The following is a 20065-nucleotide window of genomic DNA, read 5'->3' on the forward strand; positions in this document are numbered from 1 at the left end:
TATGAGTATTAAGCCTTGTTATACAAGGCTTAATTTTAAATCAATAGACTAAGCAATTAAAATTGATAAGTTATCTAAATCATTTCAATCAATTCTTTGCTAAGTTCTCTACTCGGCTGCAGCATATCATCTGCCAGAGCCCGCTTACTTGATAAAAGTCGATCTAATTTTATTTCAAAAGTATCAAAATCATTTGCTGCTATTGATGGGTAGTAAACAAAAACTTCTTTATCTTGTCCTATTCGATAAGCACGGTCAGTTGCCTGATCTTCCTTGGCAGGATTCCAACTGCGCGTATAATGAATAACATGATTAGCTTTTTGGATATTAACGCCAAAACCTACAGCAGTGGTGGATAAAATGATTACATTAAAACCACTAGTTGCTTGGAATCTATCAATAAGGTTTTGCCGTGTTAAACCTTTTTTACTACTTGTATTTGAATCCCCATTAACGGTTGTAACATTTAAGCCGAACCGTTCTAGAAGAATCCGTTTCAGAAAGACTTGAATATCTCTAAATTCAGTGAAGATAATAACTTTTTCATTCTTTACCTTAATTGCTTCCAAGGTTTTGATCAGCCAATCTACTTTAGGGGATTCGTGAATTGAAGCATTCGGTTGCAATAGGAATGGATGTGCACAAATCATTCGCATACTGTGCAGTGATGCCAACATCGCACCTTGATTACCTTCTTCAGACAACCTCCTGTAGCGATTAATTACATCGGCATATAAGTGACGTTGAAGTGAAGAAATCGTAATATTTTTACAATGATCTACTTCAATTTTTTCTGGTAAATCAGCAACATCATGTTTCATCCGTCTTAAAACTTGTGGTGCAATCAAATTCCGTAATTGTTCCAATACTTCATTATCCACATTCTCAATATTTTCTATAGGACGACGATAAGTTTTTCCAAATTCATTCAATGAACCTAGCAAATTTTCTTGTATAAAATCAAATAAGCACCATAAGTCAGTGAGTGAATTTTCCACTGGAGTACCAGTACATGCTATTTTAAAGTCTGCCTTTTGAGCTTTAGCCGCTTTTGTCACCATAGCCGTAGGTACTTTAATTTTTTGTGCTTCATCGCAAACCATAATCCCCCAATCAACTCGCGCTAAAGAAAACTCTAGATCACGCATCGTTTCATAGGTTGTGAGGACAATATCCGCATCACCTCGCCAATCTTCTTCAAGCAAATGCGTAATACCATGATCATCTCTTAATTGAGCAGATATTAAATGCTTGGGAATTTTTCGATCTTTTAAATTTTCACCATATAGACTTAGGATCTTAGCAAATTTAGCACTGAAGAACCGATTTGCTTCTGCCTCCCAATTTTCTAACAATGAAACTGGAGCAACCACTAAAACTGGTTTTTTATCTTTTGCATTTTCTAAGTATTCACCAATAAAGCACAACAATTGCAGGGTCTTCCCCAATCCCATATCGTCTGCTAAAAGGCAGCCACTTACCTGTTCCGGTGCATATTGATGTAGATTCTGCAACCATGCAACTCCGTACTCCTGATGCGGTTTTAAACCGAATTCCTGACTTCTGAAACTTGAAGGCAATCTAGCTGGGGGATGGTTCTTCTCATCAAAAACCAATTGATCTGCTCGTTGTTTAGTAAACTCAGCTTTATCAATGTTATTCGCAATGAGTAATGTATCTTTCTTTTTTTTCTGTAGATTAACCGTAGATTCTTCTAATGTTTCAATAGGTTCTTTTCTATTTGAATCACTCAGACTATTTAATAATTTTTTAGCGTCATCTACTGAGACTTCAGTATTTGCATTAGGAATTAGAACCTGATCTTTACCTTCTTGCTCAGCCTGTTTGATACGCTGTTCAAGCAATTCTATTGCCTCATCGGAGAAGCGATCCTGGAATTGTTGCTCCAACTCCATGAGATGCTGTGGCAACCACTCTGATTCACCACTGTCTCTTTGAATAAACTCAGAGTTTAGTTTTTGTGCTTCACCGATACCAATGACCCGATCACTGTAATTGGATAGATCTAAAACTTGCTGTGCTTGTAACTCATCTTCATATTTTTGGATTTCTGTTAGATCACTTTTTAATTCTTGAACCTGATGATCTAAATAACTTGTTTTATCAATTGTATAACCCGCCCACATGAAAATTGGTGATGGCTTTTCATAGGCAGTAATAAAATATTTTGTTTGCTCTAAATTAGAAAGTTCTAACAGAATCGGTTGTTGTTCACGGCCCGAATTTTCGTTGAGAGTTAATTGAGCAGAAACATAATGCCCTAACTCATTATAAAATTTATCTATCTGTAAACTGTAACTATAGATTTCTGCTTCTTGTTTGGATTTTTCAAAACCTTCCGGAGAGATCACCTGTGTGGCATCATCTCCTAATTGTGCAAAGGGATTATGCAAAAATGTTTGAGCACGTTCACCAGATACACGTCTATTCGGCATCTTTTTAATTTCATTCAGAACACTTTTAACTTGAGGGTCAATAACCACATGGGCCACCCCTCCATCAGGGAGGCTAATGCTATATTGATCTTGTACCTGATTATAGCGATCAAAAGTTTGCAACCAATTTGACGGTGCCTCATCAAAGTCGGGCTGTACTTCTACAACTGATTCCTGACTAATCAAGTTTTTACGTAGATTCAATTGTAATTTTTCAGGTGCAAGTACAACGGTCTTACGAAGAAACTCATCTAAATTTGTCTGGCTTCGATTAGCTAAACTTCGTATTTGAGCCCAATACTTTTGATTGAGCTTATTATCTTTATTTGAAATACGAGCAAATTCTTTAACTTTTTCTACAAGTTTCCAAGTCTCTTCATCCAGTAAATATTCTTGACCATCAACATTCAGTACCGCACCTATTCGTTTAATTAGGCCTTTAGACTTAATCCTATTTTGATCACACCATCCATCCAGAATGATTTTAAAATCAGGATCACTTAATCCTCCCTCACTACGAATCACTGGATGTAAAGTTGTTGGACTAGGTAGGTTGAGTAAATTAAGTACGTTACTATGTTCGGGATCTTGCTGAAGCTGAAACAGCTCCTCCCATGGCAATACATACTGATCATCCAGGAGATACGCGATATCTTCTTCTTCTAGACTTTCCCAATAAAAATCAGCGTCATTTTTAGCATTTTGTTGATAAGCAGAAATCAATCCAACTTCGTCATATTGTAAAGACTTTATACTCGCCACCAAGTTATCTTCAACAGCAGAGTCAGTACTTTTTTTCTTTTTCCAGAATGCTAGCTTCATGCCATTACCTTTTAATAATGCCTTTTATATCTTGAATTAGAATTATTAGCTGAACTAGAGAAAATACCTAATTCAGCTAATTTTTCATCAAATCGAATTTGCCAACCTGGTGTATGACTTAATTTTAATAAGTGTGGCCATGGTTTGAGCTCATCAATACTGACCTCCCTTGCTCTTTCACTATAAGGTATTGAATTTGTAATATAACAAGCATTACCTACACTCGAAAAATCCATAACATAAACATTTTCAATTTTGAGCATAAAAGCATTATTATTTGCAGTCGATCGAGTTAAACGTTTCAGCCTTCCTTTATTCATTTCTCTAAATTTAATATGCTCTGCCTGAGTCGAGTGTAATGCATTAGGACCTAAGAAAATCTGGGAAAAAGAAATCTTATCAATATATTTAATCCAGTAATTAAAACGCTCTATATCTGCTACGCGACTGAATAAATTGAAAAAAGCTTCTAAATCTGCCCTTACAAACCACTGAATCACCATTTTTTTGGTGTCTGCATTCACGTTATTCCATCCCGCTGATGATTCATACTGAGGATTACCCCATTGATTTAATGCTAGATGTTTTAATACCTCATGTACTTTCTCTCTCTGAGAAGTACTAGCATAACGATCTAAAAGTGTAGCTAAAATAGTAGTTTTATAAATTTTATTTTTTTCAAGCAATACTAAAAAACGTGGAATAATTTTAAAATACTCATCCTCTTTCATTGTTTTAATTGATTTAATGGATGAACGTATTAAATCATCCCAAAACCAACTACCCGAAGCTATTCTTAAACTTTCTAATTGATTAGCAACTCTGTTGTCATCATTATCTTGTAAAAAATCACGTACAAATTTTTTCGTAGGTTCTGTAGTTAAAACCTCTGAATTATCTATAAGAGTCGTCATCCATTTTTTTAGTCGAGTCGAATTTTTAAATACGGAAGATTTGTTCGTATTTAATATATTTCTTAACTTAACCCAACTATCAGGTTGTTTTTCTAATTCCTTTGCTTGAAAGGAAAAATAGCTATACAACAATGGAAAATAAACAAACTTAAGTTGATCAATTCCCAATTGGTTGAAATAATCAATTAATCTTACACCTACAGGAGTGAATAAAAGTTTTTCTTCATAATTGGGCAGCTTTTTACTGAGAGACCAAGCCAAATTTTTCCAATCTCGTTTAGTCAGACCATCAAACCCTTGTTGTTCAAATTTTAGAACTGATTTGATAATTTTTTCTTCTAATGGTTGTACATTTTCAAGATCATCGAATTTATGCTCAATAATCGACAATGTTTTCATTAAACGCTGAGGTCTAACAAATTTAGTCTGTATATGAGTTGGTTCAGAAAATACACTTATTTTTTCGTCAAGACGACGTTTCAGATTCGCAATACTCATCACTATCACCGTGTCAATTGGCATGTTTCAACAGGAGATGAGACGAAATGTGGCTGTGGTTCAGCGTTTTCCTTTTCTTTTAAACCATAGAATTGCATCCGTAGCTCAACACGACGTGAGGCTTCTTTACTATCCTTAGCTGAATTAAAAGAAACGCCACCGGCCAAAAATAGTTGTTTAACTTGGTTCTTTTGTGCATCACTCAGACTTAACCCATGACTAAATTTTGAATCAAGTAAACTGCACATAACCCATTCTGAACGACGTAAACTTAAGTTTAAGTTATAAAGATATGAACCATCTGTATCGGTGAACCCTTCAATCACAATTTGTTTAAACCATTTTTTTCCATTTTCACTATTAGCAGCATTTAAAACAATGGGTACTAACGTATTTAATGCCTCTACACCTGCTGCATTTAACCGGTAGTCATTATGGCCAAACCGACCAGCTTCTCCAAAGTTGATACGATTGTCCTTACAATCAACAGCAATAATCTTGTTTTTCAACGCGGCATCATTTTGAATACTAGTACAAATATCCATAATCTCTGAACTACGTTGATTTTCAGCTTGAGTTGCTTCATTGATTTTTTTCGTTACGACCATTAATGACACAGCCATTACGACTAAAAACAAGGTCATTAATGCTGTCATTAAATCAGCAAATGAAATCCAAAAAGGTTTTTCACCTTCATCTTTAGAACGTGGTTTCTTAGAGTACCTGTTACCTAACATTAATCATGTACCCCAAAATTAGTTTTTCTTTTGTTGTACGAGATCTTCCAGATCTTCTACAAAACTACCCAAGCCTTCTACACCCGTTGCAAGGCGTTTTACAGCTTGATCAAGTGTATTATCAAAAGCACCTAAAGAATGATTTAAGCTGGTTTCTACAGAGGAACCAAAACTCTCAAAGCTTTTCACCAACACATCACTGACTTGCTCAAGATAATCCTGCATTTCTTTCTTCACTTGATTGAGTGCAGTTGTCATCTGATTCATATCTTTCAGCATTTCACTGCTCATACCAACTTCGGCTTGAGCTTGTTTAATTAAACCGTCTAAAGTACTGATTGCCTGTTTAACACTCTCTTGTGAGTCTTTATAGTCTTTTAATAGAGAGATTAAATTGCTGCTTGCGCTGGTCAAATGCGTAGAGGTGGTACTTACTTCTGCAATTAGCTGTGATGTCTTATCAGTCACTGTAATCAAAGAACTGCCCGCAGTATTAAACTGTTCAGAAGCTAAGCGCATTTTTTCAGCGCCGTTATTCATACCCGTAATACTATCCGTTGTCACTTGAGATAATTTCTGAATATTTTCTTTATAGACTTGGACCGCATTTTGACTGTGTGCAATCAAATCTTTAATTTCAGTTCCTAAATTATCAATTAATGCAGATGATTGTTCGTGCAATTTTTGCTGATTTTCTAGAATTACACGATCTTGTTCCGTACGCTGTTTCGTGACATCTGACATTAACTCAGACATCGTTCCGCCTAGATTCCCTATCAACTCCGAGACTTTGCCATTTAACTGCTCAATCGCATGTTGGCCTTGTTCTCCAATTTTTGCGGCACCTTGAGATAAATGATCCACCATTAAATTCATTTGATCAGACATCTCATTTTGTTTTTGTTGAATATCTTCAATCATTTTCGACATCTGTATTTCTAATGTTTTCGTCGAAGTTTCACTATTAATTTTCATATCTGTCAGTAATTGGGAAAAACCTAATTGCATCTCCTTCATGGCGGATACTGATTGAGTCATCATCTCATTCATGCCCGTCATTTGACTGCCAAACGTAGACTCCAATTTACTCATAAAGGCTGTAAGCACATCAGTCATGAGTTCTTGGACGGCTGAACCTTGGTCACCACTCACTTGTTGTACGCTAGACGCAATTTTATCTAGAGGTGCTTGCAAGGTATCCGTAATCGATTGACCAATCTGAGTCGCCATATCCTGACTAGATTTCGCATAGTTTTCACTTAACTGTGCAGAAAAGGCAATCTGATTCTTTTTATTTTCTTCAACCAAATTCGTCATCATGACTTTTAATTCATTCACTAGACTATCTTTTAATTGACGGGCAGTGCTTTCGCTCGATTTCGATAATTTAACAAGTTTGGATAAATATTCTTCTCCAGTAGAATCGGCTTCAAAAAGCTTATCAATTTCTGTCGTTAAAGTTTCTAACTGTTCATAACACTGACGCAACCACGATTTTTCGCGCCAAGTGATAATCATTGCAGTCCCTATCGCAAGTGCAGAAGCCATGAATGCTTCACTTACCCCACCTAATAACAAGCCTAAACTGTCTTGAACTTTTGCTGGATCACCTGCAGGATCAAAAGCTAATAATCCAAATAGAAGGCCAGCAAATGTAGCAATAATACCTACACCAGTGATAATACCTGGCAAGTGCTTATAAAACTCAACTCTTAAAGGGGTATCCACAATCACTGATTGAGAAAAAAATACATCACTTGATACTGTTGCACGTGAGGAACCTAGTACATCTTCTCCATCTACAGTTTCATAAATGTCATGAAGAGACTTTTTATAATTCAACCAAGCATGTTTTAAAGGCGTATTATTTTCGAATTTTTCATCTAATGAATGCTTATTTCGACTAGGGTTTTTATCCATTCCTTTGAAGTCATTAATTAGCACTGATAATTGCCCACTTAATTTTTTGGCAGGTTTGATATATTTAGAATAGAATTTAAACCCAATCCATAATACAAAAATGAGCATTCCCACAGGAATGATAAAATAATTCTGCAGAAATTCAGCAAAAGCCAACATATCAATACACCCCTATACTCAAAAATTTAATTCTAAAATGTTTAAAAAATTATCGACTGCTCAACATATCAAAGATCACCCGTGCAAATATGCTGGCCTTCGCCGGATCAGACAGCAACTGCATCATCTGTTCCTGATGTGCGGCACTGCTACCAAGAATGGCATCATCCATCGCTTTCGGGAAATCACCCAGCATGGCTTGTTCACGGGTATTGTTGGCAATCTGCTTCATCACAATCTCATTTTCCGCCAGCTTGTCACGTACAGTATAGGCATAGTTCAGCATATCTTTATCAGTCAGGTTATCGGTGATAAAGACATCATTCAGACGCTCAATGATCTGTGACAGGAATTCTTCTTTCTTATCACGTGGCTTGGCTGCACCGAGGTCATTGCCGGGTTCTAGCTTAAAATCTTCGGCATCTTCTTTCAGCTTGATGTCTTGCTGACGGATCTTGGACAAGCGGTAATGGCTCATACTGACATTACTTAGATCCACCTCATCGTCTTTCGTTGCGGTTTCACGCAGCAATGGACGCAGGTTACGTGCATACAGACTGAGCTTCTCCAGTTCTTTGTCATCGTAGTCCACGATCTGCGACATAAACTCGTAGAAACGGGTAAAGCTTCCCAAGTCTTTTTTAAAGATTTCCAGCTTGTCTTTTTCCAACTTGGCCTCTTTAAAGGCATTGTCAGCATTGGCAATCAGCACCGCATCATTGGTTTTCTTGCAGCGTTCCAGCATGTCATGGGTGGTGTTATAGGCTTCGATGGCCTGACTATAACGTTTCTGCCAGCGTTCAACTGCCGGTTTGCAGATATTACTGATCGCAGCATTGGATTTGTTCTTGGTAAAGAAGGCTTCTACAAACTGTTCAACTTCCGTCCACAGAAAAATCTTGGTAGCTTTCAGCTTTTCAAACAAGTCAAAGATCTGATCCGGATTCGATACATCAGCTAGTTCTGCGGTTTGGTAGTAAGGCTGGAAGGCCCCAAGAATGTCTTCAGGATCGTTAAAGAAATCCAATACAAAGGTGCCAGATTCCGCCTTACCTGGATAAGTGCGGTTCAGGCGTGATAAGGTCTGTACGCATTCCACACCGCCAAGTTTCTTGTCCACGTACATGGCACACAGTTTCGGTTGGTCAAAGCCAGTCTGGAACTTGTTGGCCACCAACATCACCTGATAGTCATCACTATCAAAGGCCTTGCGCATTTCCCGTCCTTTTAGCCCCGGGTTCATGTTGCGTTCATTAAAGGTCTGCCCGACTAAACCACTGCTGTCGGTATCCTTGTCATTAAACTCAACCTCACCCGAGAAAGCGACCATAGCCTGAATGGACTTATAGCCCTGATCCATCACGTATTTGTCAAAGGCCAACTTGTAACGCACCGCTTCTTTACGTGAACTGGTCACCACCATGGCTTTGGCCTGTCCACCCAATAAGCCCATCACGTTATTTTTAAAATGTTCGACAATGACTTTCACTTTCTGGGAAATGTTGTGGTCATGCAGGCGCACCCACTGATTCAGTCTGATCTTGGCTTTTTTGGCATCGACCTGTTTGTCGGCTTCTTCAATTTTCTGTTTGAGCTTATACACCACTTTATAGTTGGTATAGTTTTTCAGCACATCCAGAATAAAGCCTTCTTCAATGGCTTGACGCATGGAGTAGACATGAAAAGCTTGTGGCTTGTTCTGCTTGGAGGGTGGTAGCTCAGGATTGGGTACACGGCCAAACAGTTGCAGGGTTTTGTCTTTCGGTGTCGCGGTAAAGGCATAGTAACTGAGGTTATTACTGCCCTTACGTGCAGCCACCACGGCATCCAGAATATCTTCCGAAGACAATTCAGCATCCTCTTCGCGCTCTTCCAGCATCAACACTTCTTTCAATTGTCGTGCCGTAGAGCCGCTTTGTGAAGAATGCGCTTCATCGGCAATCACCGCATAACGTCGCTGTTTCAGATTGGTACTGTTTTCAATCGCACGCAGCACAAAGGGGAAAGTCTGGATGGTCACAATAATAATCGGCTGTGAGGTTTCGAGTGCCTTGGCCAGTTTTTCCGATTTGGAGCCATCGCCTTCTTTGTTATTGATGCGTCCGACCACGCCATCGGCATGTTCAAACTGGTAGATGGTGTCCTGTAGCTGGGCATCCAGAATGGTACGGTCAGTGACCACAATCACCGAATCAAACAGTTTCTGATTGTGTTGATCGTACAGGGTCGACAGCTGATGTGCTGTCCAGGCAATCGAGTTGGACTTACCTGAACCTGCACTGTGCTGAATCAGATATTTCTGTCCAGTGCCCTCCTCTAAGGCGGCATTGATCAGTTTGGTGACCACATTCCACTGGTGGTAACGTGGGAAGATCAGCAGTTCTTTTTTGTACTTGCGCCCTTCCCAGTCTTCTTTTTCTTCAATTTGCAGATGGACAAAACGTCCAATGATATTCAGCAAATTGTCCGGTGTGAGAACTTCGTTCCACAGATAGGCCGTAGCGTACTGATTCTGGTCTTCTGGCACATCATTGCCTGCGCCACCGTCATGCGTGCCTTTATTGAATGGCAGGAAGAAAGTATCTTCTCCGGCCAGTTGGGTCGCCATATAGACTTCGTATTGACTCACGGCAAAATGTACCAATGCGCCACGCTTAAACGTCAGCAAGGGTTCAGGCTTGTTGGTTTCTGGATCTTTCGGCAACCGGGTGCGTTTGTACTGCAACATGGCATTCTGCACCGCCTGTTTAAACTCGGACTTGAGTTCCAGAGTCGCAACAGGAAAGCCGTTAATGAACAATACCAAGTCAATACGCCATTTCTTGGCCTGTTTGCCCATGTCCTGTAACTCAGCAGCGGTAGCATACGGGCTATAGACCAATTCCGGTACAATGCGGCAGATGTTCTTATTGTAGTTGGCTAAGGTATCCGGATTAAGTGCATGTTCAGGTTTAAACTGACACAGGAAAAAACGGGCACTGCGGGTTTTAACTCCGTGACGCAGCACACCTAAAGTACCATAGCTACGTGACTGTTCATCAGTGGCATTGATGTCGGCTTTCTTCAGCTGGGCAACCACGGCTTCTAGAAAATGCCGTTCGGTATCATTCGGAAAGATACGCTGGAATTTCTGCCAGTCCTGGCTTTGCGTCTGCTGTACAAAGTCGAGTACGTCCTGCTCATACAAGGCAGTTTCACGGTTATAGCCTTGTGGCGTACCGAGTTGCCAGCCCTGAGCCAGCATCTGTTGAATGATGTCGTTCTGGAAAATGCTTTCACGGGTGGCGTCTAGATTCATGCGCTTAACTCCGTGTCTGCCTCAGCAACCGTTGGCGATTGCCAGTGGCGCACGTCGATTTTGCCAGTGACTGCGGCTGAGATCAGGGCGGTTCGGCGTTCTTGCATTAGAGAAATAGCATCACGCATCTTTTTTTCTAAACCATCAAATTGATGTACACACTTTTCAATATGTTTAACGATCTCTTGCTGTTCATTTAATGGGGGAATTAATTGTTTTAAATAACCTAATCTTTCAGCTTTAATTCCTAAAGCTGTCGATCCACTAGCAAACGTCATCAAACTATCTTGAAATGAGGTAGACATCATAAAAAATTTTAAGAACGTATTATCTAATACGTTGTCCTGACCACGAAATTTAATAATTCTCTGTGCAAGTGCAATGTCTGTTCTATCCACTTGTGAAACTTCTCCTAATGGCGCTTCTGTTGTAAATAAAACATCGCCAATTAGAGGAGAACCTCGACTCATGATTTGGTCATAGTCATTGTCAGACACATATTCTTGCGAAAGACTGTAATCGATTTTTCCTTTTTTAATATTTCTAGCAGTGACAAGAAATATTCCCTCATCTACCTTTTCTGGTGTTTTACCTCTATAGTCCACGATAGATGATAAATATTTCTTAAATCCTGCAACGATCCAATGCTCCGGCACTTCGCCTAACCACTCCACACCCGAATCTTTCATCGGAACATTTGGATCAAGTCCTTTGGTCACGGCATGGCTAATCACCGCCTGACGTTTTTCTTTCAGCAGTTCAATCAATTGTTGTTGTTGTTGAATCAGGTTATCGATTTTGGCAGTTTCGTGGTCGAGGAAATTAGCGATTTGAGTTTGTTCTTCAGCATTTGGAATACCTAAAGCATAGCTCCCAAGCTCATCTGAAGATAGCTCTAAGAATGTCGTACCACGACCTAAGTTATTCAATTGTTTAGTAGATATACTTAAATAGTAGTAGAAAAACTTTGTAGATAAATCGTATTTTTTAACTAGAGATTTACACCCTTGATTCGTACAAGCCTCTTTACTTGTGACAGCCAATGAACCAATTGGGGCACGGCAAGATAAAATAATCGTGTCACTTGGAACAAGACTTGTGCCACAAGAATCTAATCCTTTCTTTGTAATAGTTCTAATTGACTCCCCAATAACCTGGGAACGCAATTTACTCAGATCAGATGGTGTTATCCATGTAATTTCACCATCCCAAAAAGTCTCTTCGCCAGATTTTGGAGTTGAACCATTTATAATTTCAAATAAATATTTGATCGGCTTTAAATCCCAATGGCAAGGAATCTCACCTAACCACTCAACCCCTGAATCCTTATACTCTGCATACGCCTGATACTTTGCCATTATGAATGCACCTCTTGTAGCAGTTGCATAATCTCGGCACTCACCGCATCCAAATCCGCATCAATCTCAGCTAAATCACGTGGTGGTTGGTACACGTAGAAATGACGGTTAAACGGAATTTCATAACCCACAATGCCAATCTCGCCATCTTTTTCATCGCGCTTGTCGGCATTGATCCAGGCATCGGCCACGTGTGGCTGTACTTCACGTTTAAAATACTCTTCAATCAGCTCTGTGGTGCTGACTTTTGGATTCAGCGCAATATTCTCCGCATCACGCAAATCGCCATCCTGCACAAACTCGACCACTTTGCCCTGGTAGTTGAACTGGCCATACAGCGGATTTTCGGCCTGTTTCAGCACCTTGTTAATCACCGGTTCTGCTTCCGGATTTTTCCAGGTGATGGCATCTAACAGCTGTTTCTTCTCTTTGGCATCCAGCTTGATGTCGGTTTGCTTGAGGGCTTTCTTCAAGACTTCATCAAACTGGTTAAAGTCATCAAACTGCTCAGTGCCAATCACGTTCTGTAACACTTGGGCTTTTTCCATCAAGGCTTTCTGGAATAGCCAGATTTTGCTGTCCAGTACCTCTTTAATGTCTTTTTCTTTTAGCTCAGGGAATTCCGCTTTAATCAGGGCACGGACCTCAAGCGCCACGTCCTGCAACTGACCATAAGTTTCTGCTGTCCACGCTGTACCCAATTGCGCATCGATACTTTGCATCACGGCATTAAACGGTTTTGGCGCAAAACGTAATGCAGCAATCGCGCTATCCGTGATCTGTGCCGATAAGCGTAATGGACGTTCAATGGTCACGCGACGGTAGCCAAATTCATGGCTATCAAAAATCTTGCTAGCAAATGGTTTTTGCTGTTCGGTTTCGCCATCCTGCGCCAAGGTATCTACCGCCACAAAGTCACCGTAATTTTGGGTAATGGTTGCAATTTCAGCTTCAGTCAGATAGTTACGTTTTGAACCCAGCGACTTACGCATTTTGGTACTGAGGTTGGAGGCATTGATCAGCTGTACCTTGCCTTTACGTTCAGCGGCTTTTTTATTGCTGAGTACCCAGATATAGGTGGCAATCCCGGTGTTGTAGAACATGTCGTTCGGTAAGGCAATAATGGCTTCCAGCAAATCGGCTTCTAAAATGTAGCGACGGATCTCACTTTCACCACTGCCTGCACTGCCAGTAAACAATGGTGAACCATTCAGGATAATCCCGATGCGGCTGCCGCTCTCGCTACTACTGGCATCACGCATCTTGCTGATCAAGTGCATCAGGAATAATAGTGAACCATCCGATACCCGTGGCAAGCCTGCACCGAAACGGCCATCAAAGCCTTTTTGTTCATGCTCGTCCTTGATGTCCTGTTCGATTTTTTTCCAGTCCACCCCAAAAGGTGGGTTAGACAGCATGTAGTCAAACTGATCCACAGCAAGCTGGTCATTCGACAGTGTGTTACCGAGTTTAATCCGGCTCACGTCCTGGCCTTTAATCAGCATGTCGGCTTTACAGATGGCGTAGGATTCCGGATTGAGTTCCTGACCAAAAGCACGCATCACCGCATTTGGATTCAGCTCATGCAGATATTCCATCCCTGAAGACAGGAAGCCACCCGTCCCCGCAGTCGGGTCGTAAATGGTACGGATAATGCCGTCTTTAGTCAGGACGTCATCATCTTCCATAAACACCAGTGCCGTGGTCAGACGCACGATGTCACGCGGGGTAAAGTGTTCCCCTGCGGTTTCATTAGAACCTTCGGCAAAACGACGGATCAGTTCTTCAAACACCAAACCCATGTCATGGTTGGATACGCTCTTTGGACTCAGATCCGTGGTGGCAAACTTTTGCACGACTTTATACAAAAGGTTGGCATCATCGAGGAGGCCCGCAAATTCGATGAAGTTAAAGTATTCAAAAATCTCACGGGCATCTTTAGAGAAACTTTGCACATAGGTGCTTAAGTTGGCCTTGATGTCACTCTGTCCCATTTTGCTGAGATCCATTGGGGAGGTGTTAAAGAAGGCTAGACCGTTGGTGGCACGCAGCAATAACTTTTCTTGAGCTTCTTCTGGCAGATTCAGCTTGGAGACTTTTTCATGTTCTGCCAGTACCGCAGCCTTGCTTTCTTCCAGTACACATTCCAGACGACGCAACAAGGTAAATGGCAGAATGATGCGACCATATTGCGATTGTTTGAAGTCACCACGCAGCAGGTCGGCAACCGACCAGATGAAAGAAGCGATTTGTGAAAAGTTATTGTTGGTCATAGTGTTCTGAAAAATCCTGGTTCTTATTTGACGCAGTAGCATCAACTGAAAACTTGCTTACCTTTATCTTACTGAAATTTTGTTGAACTTTTGGAAAAAAATAGTGATTAATCACTGAATTGATTTCACTCAGCGACAAAAAATGTCGTTTAAAGCATCTTTTGATTGTAGTAGTGAATGGCTTGATTCATTTTATTCTTTAGATTTTTAACATTTCCATAGTTTACTGAAAACCAAAAAATAAGGGAGCCGAAGCTCCCCACTTTTATTCACGATTTTCCAGCTTATCTTCAATCCATTGATTTATTTCCCAAGCTGACCAGCCAATACGAGATTCACTTAGTCGCACAGGCTTTGGAAAAGTAGGATCGTAGTATTTTGATTTCTCATTAATCATTTCATAGATTTTAGCTCGACTAATACTTGTAAATTGAACCACATCTTTAATATTAACGATTTGATTCATCGGGAAAGTTTGACCAACAAATGCATTCATGATGTTTACTCCTATCTCATGATTTCGAGCAACTCGCTCATGAGATACGGCAATCTCGTAAGGTTTTACCCTGTTCGATTTAATTCAAAGCCGTCACTGATCCTTTCAATCCCTGTTGAATATCAAATGCAGTCTGAGTCTCCTCAATCTGCTGGCCTTCAACAGGCTGATAAAACTCCTCAATTACATCCAAACCTTCCTCCATGTCTACGTCCATCCTTCCATTCCCCAAACCCTTCCTTGCGGTAAAGTCTAAAGCTTCCTGATAAAACCCCGCCTGCTTACTCTGCTCATCAATTTGCTTCGCCTGAATAATCGCTTCATTTAAACTGATCCCCTCCCTTAAAGTTAAATCCACGTAATACACTGGCTGACGATAACTTTGCGTCGTACTCTTGCCCCGCAATATCAATTGCAAGGGTAGACATGACAACAAGCCTCCTGAAGCTGCATGGTAATAGTTCAACCGTGCAGTCAAAGTCCGAATACTATTAAAGCCTGTGGTTCTAAAGATAAAAGTTCCAAACTCATCCGATTCATCTAAGTTCACATGCAAACGCCCGTAGGGCTTGCAGTTCCCTCCTTGAGCCAATGGACATAAATCAGGGGATGGACAGGGAAGTTGCTCCACGCCTTGATTGGTTAAACGTTGGCAGGTTTCTCCATTACCGACACAGACAGGTCTTCCAGTCTGTCGGTCAAACAGGCTGTATTCTGCACGCAGGTTTAAATCAGGATCATTAAAGATCATTCTGACAGGGATTGAGCGTAGCTTTTGATTAGGCGTATTGGCTCGAAGCTGATCATCCAGTGGATGTTTAACCCAGCCTTCTTTGCTTTGAATCTGGGAAGTAATGGTGAACTGGTCATCCTTTTCCGGTAGGCGTTTGCCATTCTTCTCGATCATCCGACCAATACTGATACGCCCCAAGATTGGTGGAGTAATTGCTAAACCTTTAATCATGTTGATATTCCTTAATGTATTACCTTACAAATTTGGGTCTATGTATGTAGGTCGGAACAAGGACCAAATAAGCTACCCAAAGAATGTAGAGCCAGATAAAGTGCTACAGAGATCGCGACCGATTTGCTCTCTACCGAAGGGTAGAGAGCGGGGAGCGATTTTTGTGAATTTTTGATTTGGTGCTGTGTAAATAGGACTTAGTCGGTATAGATGTTGAATCGACGACTGCCCTGCTTTTCAAGTGGATAAAGCTCGATGAGTTCTGGCTGGTGCTGAAGCAATGCTTTGGTATTGAGGCTGATAGAATCCTTGGCTTTCTTCCAGACTACTGAGCCATGAGCAAAGACTGCCCTTTCCTTGTCTTGCATCATCATCTGGATTTCATGTTTAAGCTGGTCAAAGCGTTCCTGCTGATGCTGAATCTCTTCCTTCATTTTGATGAGCTGGTCGAACATCAAATTGGCATTTTCATTTTGCGAGAGATCCTCTACGGTTAAAGGTACATGCGCTGGATAAAGTTGTTGAATCGCTTTAGCTGCGGATTCACTGGCATCGACTGATGGTGGTGTATCCTTTTCCACGCATTCCCAGAAATATCGTTCTGCTTGAACAATATGTTCAATCACGGATTCTGATCGTGTCACTTTGAAGATCTTGGTTTCATGCCCACAGATCAAGACACAAACATGTGCTGCCTGTTTACCTGTTACTGCCAGTTGATGTTGTACCTGACAAAGCACATATAAAGGCACACCATCACGCCACAATTTTGCTCCATGCTCACCTGCTGTTTTGCATTCCAAAATTTGGACTTCATCACTGCCGACCACGCTGTAATCCAGATTGGCTAACATAAAGTATTTATCGGGATCAGGATGCTGAAGTACTGCATTGATCCGTCGCACCTTATTATGGGTGTGCATGCTATAGAACTCTGCCACCAAAGGTTCCAGCTGCTTACCCCAATACAACGGTGCCACACCTGAACTTTCATCTTCAATAGATTGAGTCTGACGACCTGTTTTGATCAGCCAAAGCTCTAACATGGACATGTAGGGATTAAGACCACAGGCAGTCGCGGCATCACTGCTGCCAATGCCTTGCCTACGGACTTCAAGCCAATCTTGATACGCCATATCTTTGGTGTTGACCAGCCGCTTGGCTACTGTTGAGCGTTTAGTGGTGATAGTTGGATTGACTACGATCTTTGATCCTACAGTCGTAGGCTGATGGGAAATAGATACAATTTGATTCATGGAATTATCCTTATAAATTCTGATCTCTGTAAAAGAAATGCATAAAAAAGCCATACCCGACACGAGGTCGGGTATGGCGATTTGCTTGCTGTTTTAATTGAGAGGGGTTACATGAGTGCTATGACTAGCATTTGTTTGGGGTGACTTGATTTCGACATGAGTGAGTCAGTTAATTTCAGGCGATCAAAGCAAGTGCTTGCTCTAATCCTCGTTGTTTCACACCCGCACCTGCACCGAACCAGGCTGAATCCAGTCGATGGTCGGTACTCATGGCACGTCGTTCATGATCCACAAATTCCGTGATCGAACAAAGTAATCCATAAGCTGTATCTTTCGCTGATGACAGGTCAGCACCGCGTCCTTGTCCATTAAACATCTCTAAAGCTTTATTCATGGCACGACCATTGGGTTCAGGCTTTTTCTCCTGAACTTGCTGCGCGACATTACGATAAAATTGAATGATGTTTTCTTCAGGATCGGAAATTGACATGGTGCTATTATTAAACACGGCATCAAAGTAAGCTTTGGCTTCCTGCTGACTCACCTTACGCTGTGTGAGTTGTTTCATTTCATACATGTGCTCATCCCAGGCACGAACTGAAATACCCAATTGCTGCTTCACTTTCTCTGCATCAAACTTGGTACTATGTGGAACCTTCACTACACCTGCACTACTGCTCTGTCCACGTAGAGCAATGGCTAAAGTGTTGTTACAGACAACCCGGATACTGGTGAACTGTGCCGTCGTTGCCAACGTGCCGTCACACGCAGTAGCCAGCAAGATATAACCATTACTGACATCCTTAGACTTTAATGCAGTGCTTTGCCCGGTACGTGCCAAAGCCCAGAACTTCTTCCCACCTTTCAGAACTCCTGCGGTTTCTAACTCAAAGCCTGATTGTTCAGTCAGATCCCGGTAGAACTCCAGAATCTCTTTAGGCTGAACTTCCTGATAACGCTGACTGACTACAGATAAAGGTGCATGGGTATCTGAACGATACAAGACACGCTGCTCTTCAAATGGCATGATAATGCTCTGACCACGTTCATTTTGTGCCATATAGCTGACGTTCGAGGATTCAATCCGCCAGTCCATCCCGGCTTGCTGTGCCCATACTTCGAGTGGTTGATTCGGACTCAGCTGATTACCGAGACCATGCCAAGGGGTTTCGCCAACATAGGCGATTTGTTCGATTTGATGTGCCATCGTTCTTATCTCCTATGCTAATTCAACGAAAATTCTGCTGACAGTGATTGCAGTGATAATAGGTCAGCGTGATCGGCTTTTTAGGCTCATCAAACACACTACTGAATAGGCCACCAATGACTGCACCTGCAAGCCCGCCAAGCAGTGGTGATACAGGCAAAGGTAAACCCTTTGAAATGGTTGCACCGATAGTTGCGAACGATGCAGATGCGGCTAGACCTGTAGAATCAGATCCACTCACCTGCTGATTAACCACTTGAATAACCTGATCCGAAAAACAATAAGGACAATTTAAACTCATAATATATACCTCTAGAAATGACAAAGGCTCACCGATTGGCAAGCCTTGCAAAGTTAAAAAACTCGTTTTCATCTAGATAATGTATATCTGAGATTATTTTCAAATCATTGAAATGTCCGCATCTTTGCTTTGCATTTCACACGCAGATGTTGCGCATCCTTTTCAGACCGTACTAAATAGCGTACAGCATTAATCATCTTTTCCACTTCAGTAGGATTATTTCTGTGAATTCGACCAATACCTAAAATACCCAACTCTGTGTACTCTTGGATCTGCTCAGGATCATGACAGTTAAAAAATGATCCTAACTTGCCTGTGATTTTCTTCCATTCCTTTCCGACTTGATGAGCAATACCCCATCCATCCTGCTTAACGTGCCCATTAAAAAACAGTACCAAATGACAATGATAACCCTTATCTACTCCTTGCTCTAAGGCCCAACCAAAATCTATCAGGTCATTAAATGGCTTTTCCCGCTTGCTCATCTGTGCTCTTAGCTCTTTCATATCCTCATAAAAATCAGCAATACCGATCAAGTGTTGATTTTCTTTAATATAGCCCAAATCAATACGAACAACCTCGGTCTTTGAGTAGCGCTCTACAGCACTCCTAGCTTTCCTTTCTAGTGATCGAATATTCCGTGTCTCATTGTCACGATGACGTCTCAAAGCACTTCGATGTTCAGATTGATAACTCTTAAAATATCGCTGATACTCAGCAAATGATTTTCTTTTAAGCTCTTCAATGAGTTCATCTAACCTTAGACCCGCAATGTCATTCTCTTCCAACCAATTACACCATGCATTGATATATCCGAAGTAGTCGTAAGACCGTATGTACACTTGATCTAATTCCGTCAGAAGCTCAGCAAATTCTAAATAGAAATCATGCGGTCTACGATGAGCTCTAATCCATAGCTCAGTGACGACTTCAAGTTGGATGGTTAGTTTAGATTCATTAATTGGCTTACTCATGTTCAATACTCAATCTGGAAATAGCTCCATATGAGAGGGTTAAACTGTATGAATATAATTTTTAGGTTGAATCTAGTCAGGTATACAACTCTATGAATAGTCTAATGATTAGTCTCCATATAGATATATTTAGTTGTATTTAATAATTAGTTGTATTTAATAATCTTAATTAACCTGCAAAGATTGAGCTATGGCCTATAGATTTCCCTTCTGATACTCACCTAATTGAGTAGTCTCCAATGATCAAATTTGCTAAATCTATTAATTATTAATCCATTACTGATATCTTTGGATAAAAGAAAGTTATGCGGTAAGTAGTTAGGAAGACAAACGCAGAAATTTAACTGAATAGTATTTCGCAGATATGTTCCTAATTCGTATATAGATTTTCTCATCAGATGGTGAAGCAATGTAAGCGTCCGCTGAACCCCA

At 40.8% G+C, this 20065-nt stretch carries 13 protein-coding genes; all 13 read right to left on the reverse strand.

The window, feature by feature from the left end:
- Window positions 1-74: 74 nt before the first annotated feature.
- On the reverse strand, window positions 75-3278 hold the full coding sequence (locus B3D47_RS14700) for a DEAD/DEAH box helicase (protein ID WP_286862784.1): 3204 nt from the start codon (window positions 3276-3278) through the stop codon (window positions 75-77).
- Window positions 3279-3289: 11 nt separating this feature from the next.
- A complete protein-coding gene (locus B3D47_RS14705; RefSeq protein ID WP_286862786.1) occupies window positions 3290-4690 on the reverse strand; it encodes an EH signature domain-containing protein in 1401 nt (466 codons plus the stop codon).
- A 5-nt stretch (window positions 4691-4695) separates the two neighbouring features.
- Window positions 4696-5427, reverse strand: a complete 732-nt coding sequence (zorB1, locus tag B3D47_RS14710; RefSeq protein WP_034669816.1) for a type I Zorya anti-phage system protein ZorB1 — start codon at window positions 5425-5427, stop codon at window positions 4696-4698.
- Window positions 5428-5445: 18 nt separating this feature from the next.
- Entirely contained in the window at window positions 5446-7506 is a 2061-nt protein-coding gene (gene zorA, locus B3D47_RS14715) for an anti-phage ZorAB system protein ZorA (RefSeq protein WP_034669814.1), read from the reverse strand.
- Window positions 7507-7555: 49 nt separating this feature from the next.
- On the reverse strand, window positions 7556-10804 hold the full coding sequence (locus tag B3D47_RS14720) for a type I restriction endonuclease subunit R (protein WP_286862789.1): 3249 nt from the start codon (window positions 10802-10804) through the stop codon (window positions 7556-7558).
- Entirely contained in the window at window positions 10801-12162 is a 1362-nt protein-coding gene (locus B3D47_RS14725; protein WP_286862790.1) for a restriction endonuclease subunit S, read from the reverse strand. Before B3D47_RS14725 ends, B3D47_RS14720 begins: the two co-directional genes overlap by 4 nt.
- Window positions 12162-14435 carry a type I restriction-modification system subunit M gene (locus tag B3D47_RS14730; RefSeq protein ID WP_286862792.1) on the reverse strand — a complete coding sequence of 758 codons (2274 nt, stop codon included), beginning with the start codon at window positions 14433-14435 and terminating at the stop codon, window positions 12162-12164. The genes B3D47_RS14725 and B3D47_RS14730 overlap by 1 nt, the downstream gene beginning before the upstream one ends.
- Before the next feature lie 265 nt (window positions 14436-14700).
- Entirely contained in the window at window positions 14701-14931 is a 231-nt protein-coding gene (locus B3D47_RS14735; protein ID WP_168400537.1) for a helix-turn-helix transcriptional regulator, read from the reverse strand.
- Window positions 14932-15010: 79 nt separating this feature from the next.
- Entirely contained in the window at window positions 15011-15895 is an 885-nt protein-coding gene (locus tag B3D47_RS14740) for a hydrolase or metal-binding protein (RefSeq protein WP_286862794.1), read from the reverse strand.
- Between the two features lie 197 nt (window positions 15896-16092).
- Window positions 16093-17151 (reverse strand): YqaJ viral recombinase family protein, encoded by a 1059-nt coding sequence (locus B3D47_RS14745; protein WP_286862796.1) that lies wholly within the window; start codon window positions 17149-17151, stop codon window positions 16093-16095.
- A gap of 175 nt (window positions 17152-17326) precedes the next feature.
- On the reverse strand, window positions 17327-18358 hold the full coding sequence (locus B3D47_RS14750) for a DUF932 domain-containing protein (RefSeq protein WP_250705892.1): 1032 nt from the start codon (window positions 18356-18358) through the stop codon (window positions 17327-17329).
- Between the two features lie 22 nt (window positions 18359-18380).
- On the reverse strand, window positions 18381-18659 hold the full coding sequence (locus tag B3D47_RS14755) for a hypothetical protein (RefSeq protein ID WP_131273872.1): 279 nt from the start codon (window positions 18657-18659) through the stop codon (window positions 18381-18383).
- 104 nt (window positions 18660-18763) lie between these two features.
- Complete coding sequence (locus B3D47_RS14760; protein ID WP_286862803.1) at window positions 18764-19633, reverse strand: YagK/YfjJ domain-containing protein; 870 nt, start codon at window positions 19631-19633, stop codon at window positions 18764-18766.
- Between the last annotated feature and the right edge of the window lie 432 nt (window positions 19634-20065).

Origin of the sequence: Acinetobacter sp. UBA3461, assembly GCF_002381195.1 — a bacterium.
GTDB classification, from domain to species: domain Bacteria; phylum Pseudomonadota; class Gammaproteobacteria; order Pseudomonadales; family Moraxellaceae; genus Acinetobacter; species Acinetobacter schindleri.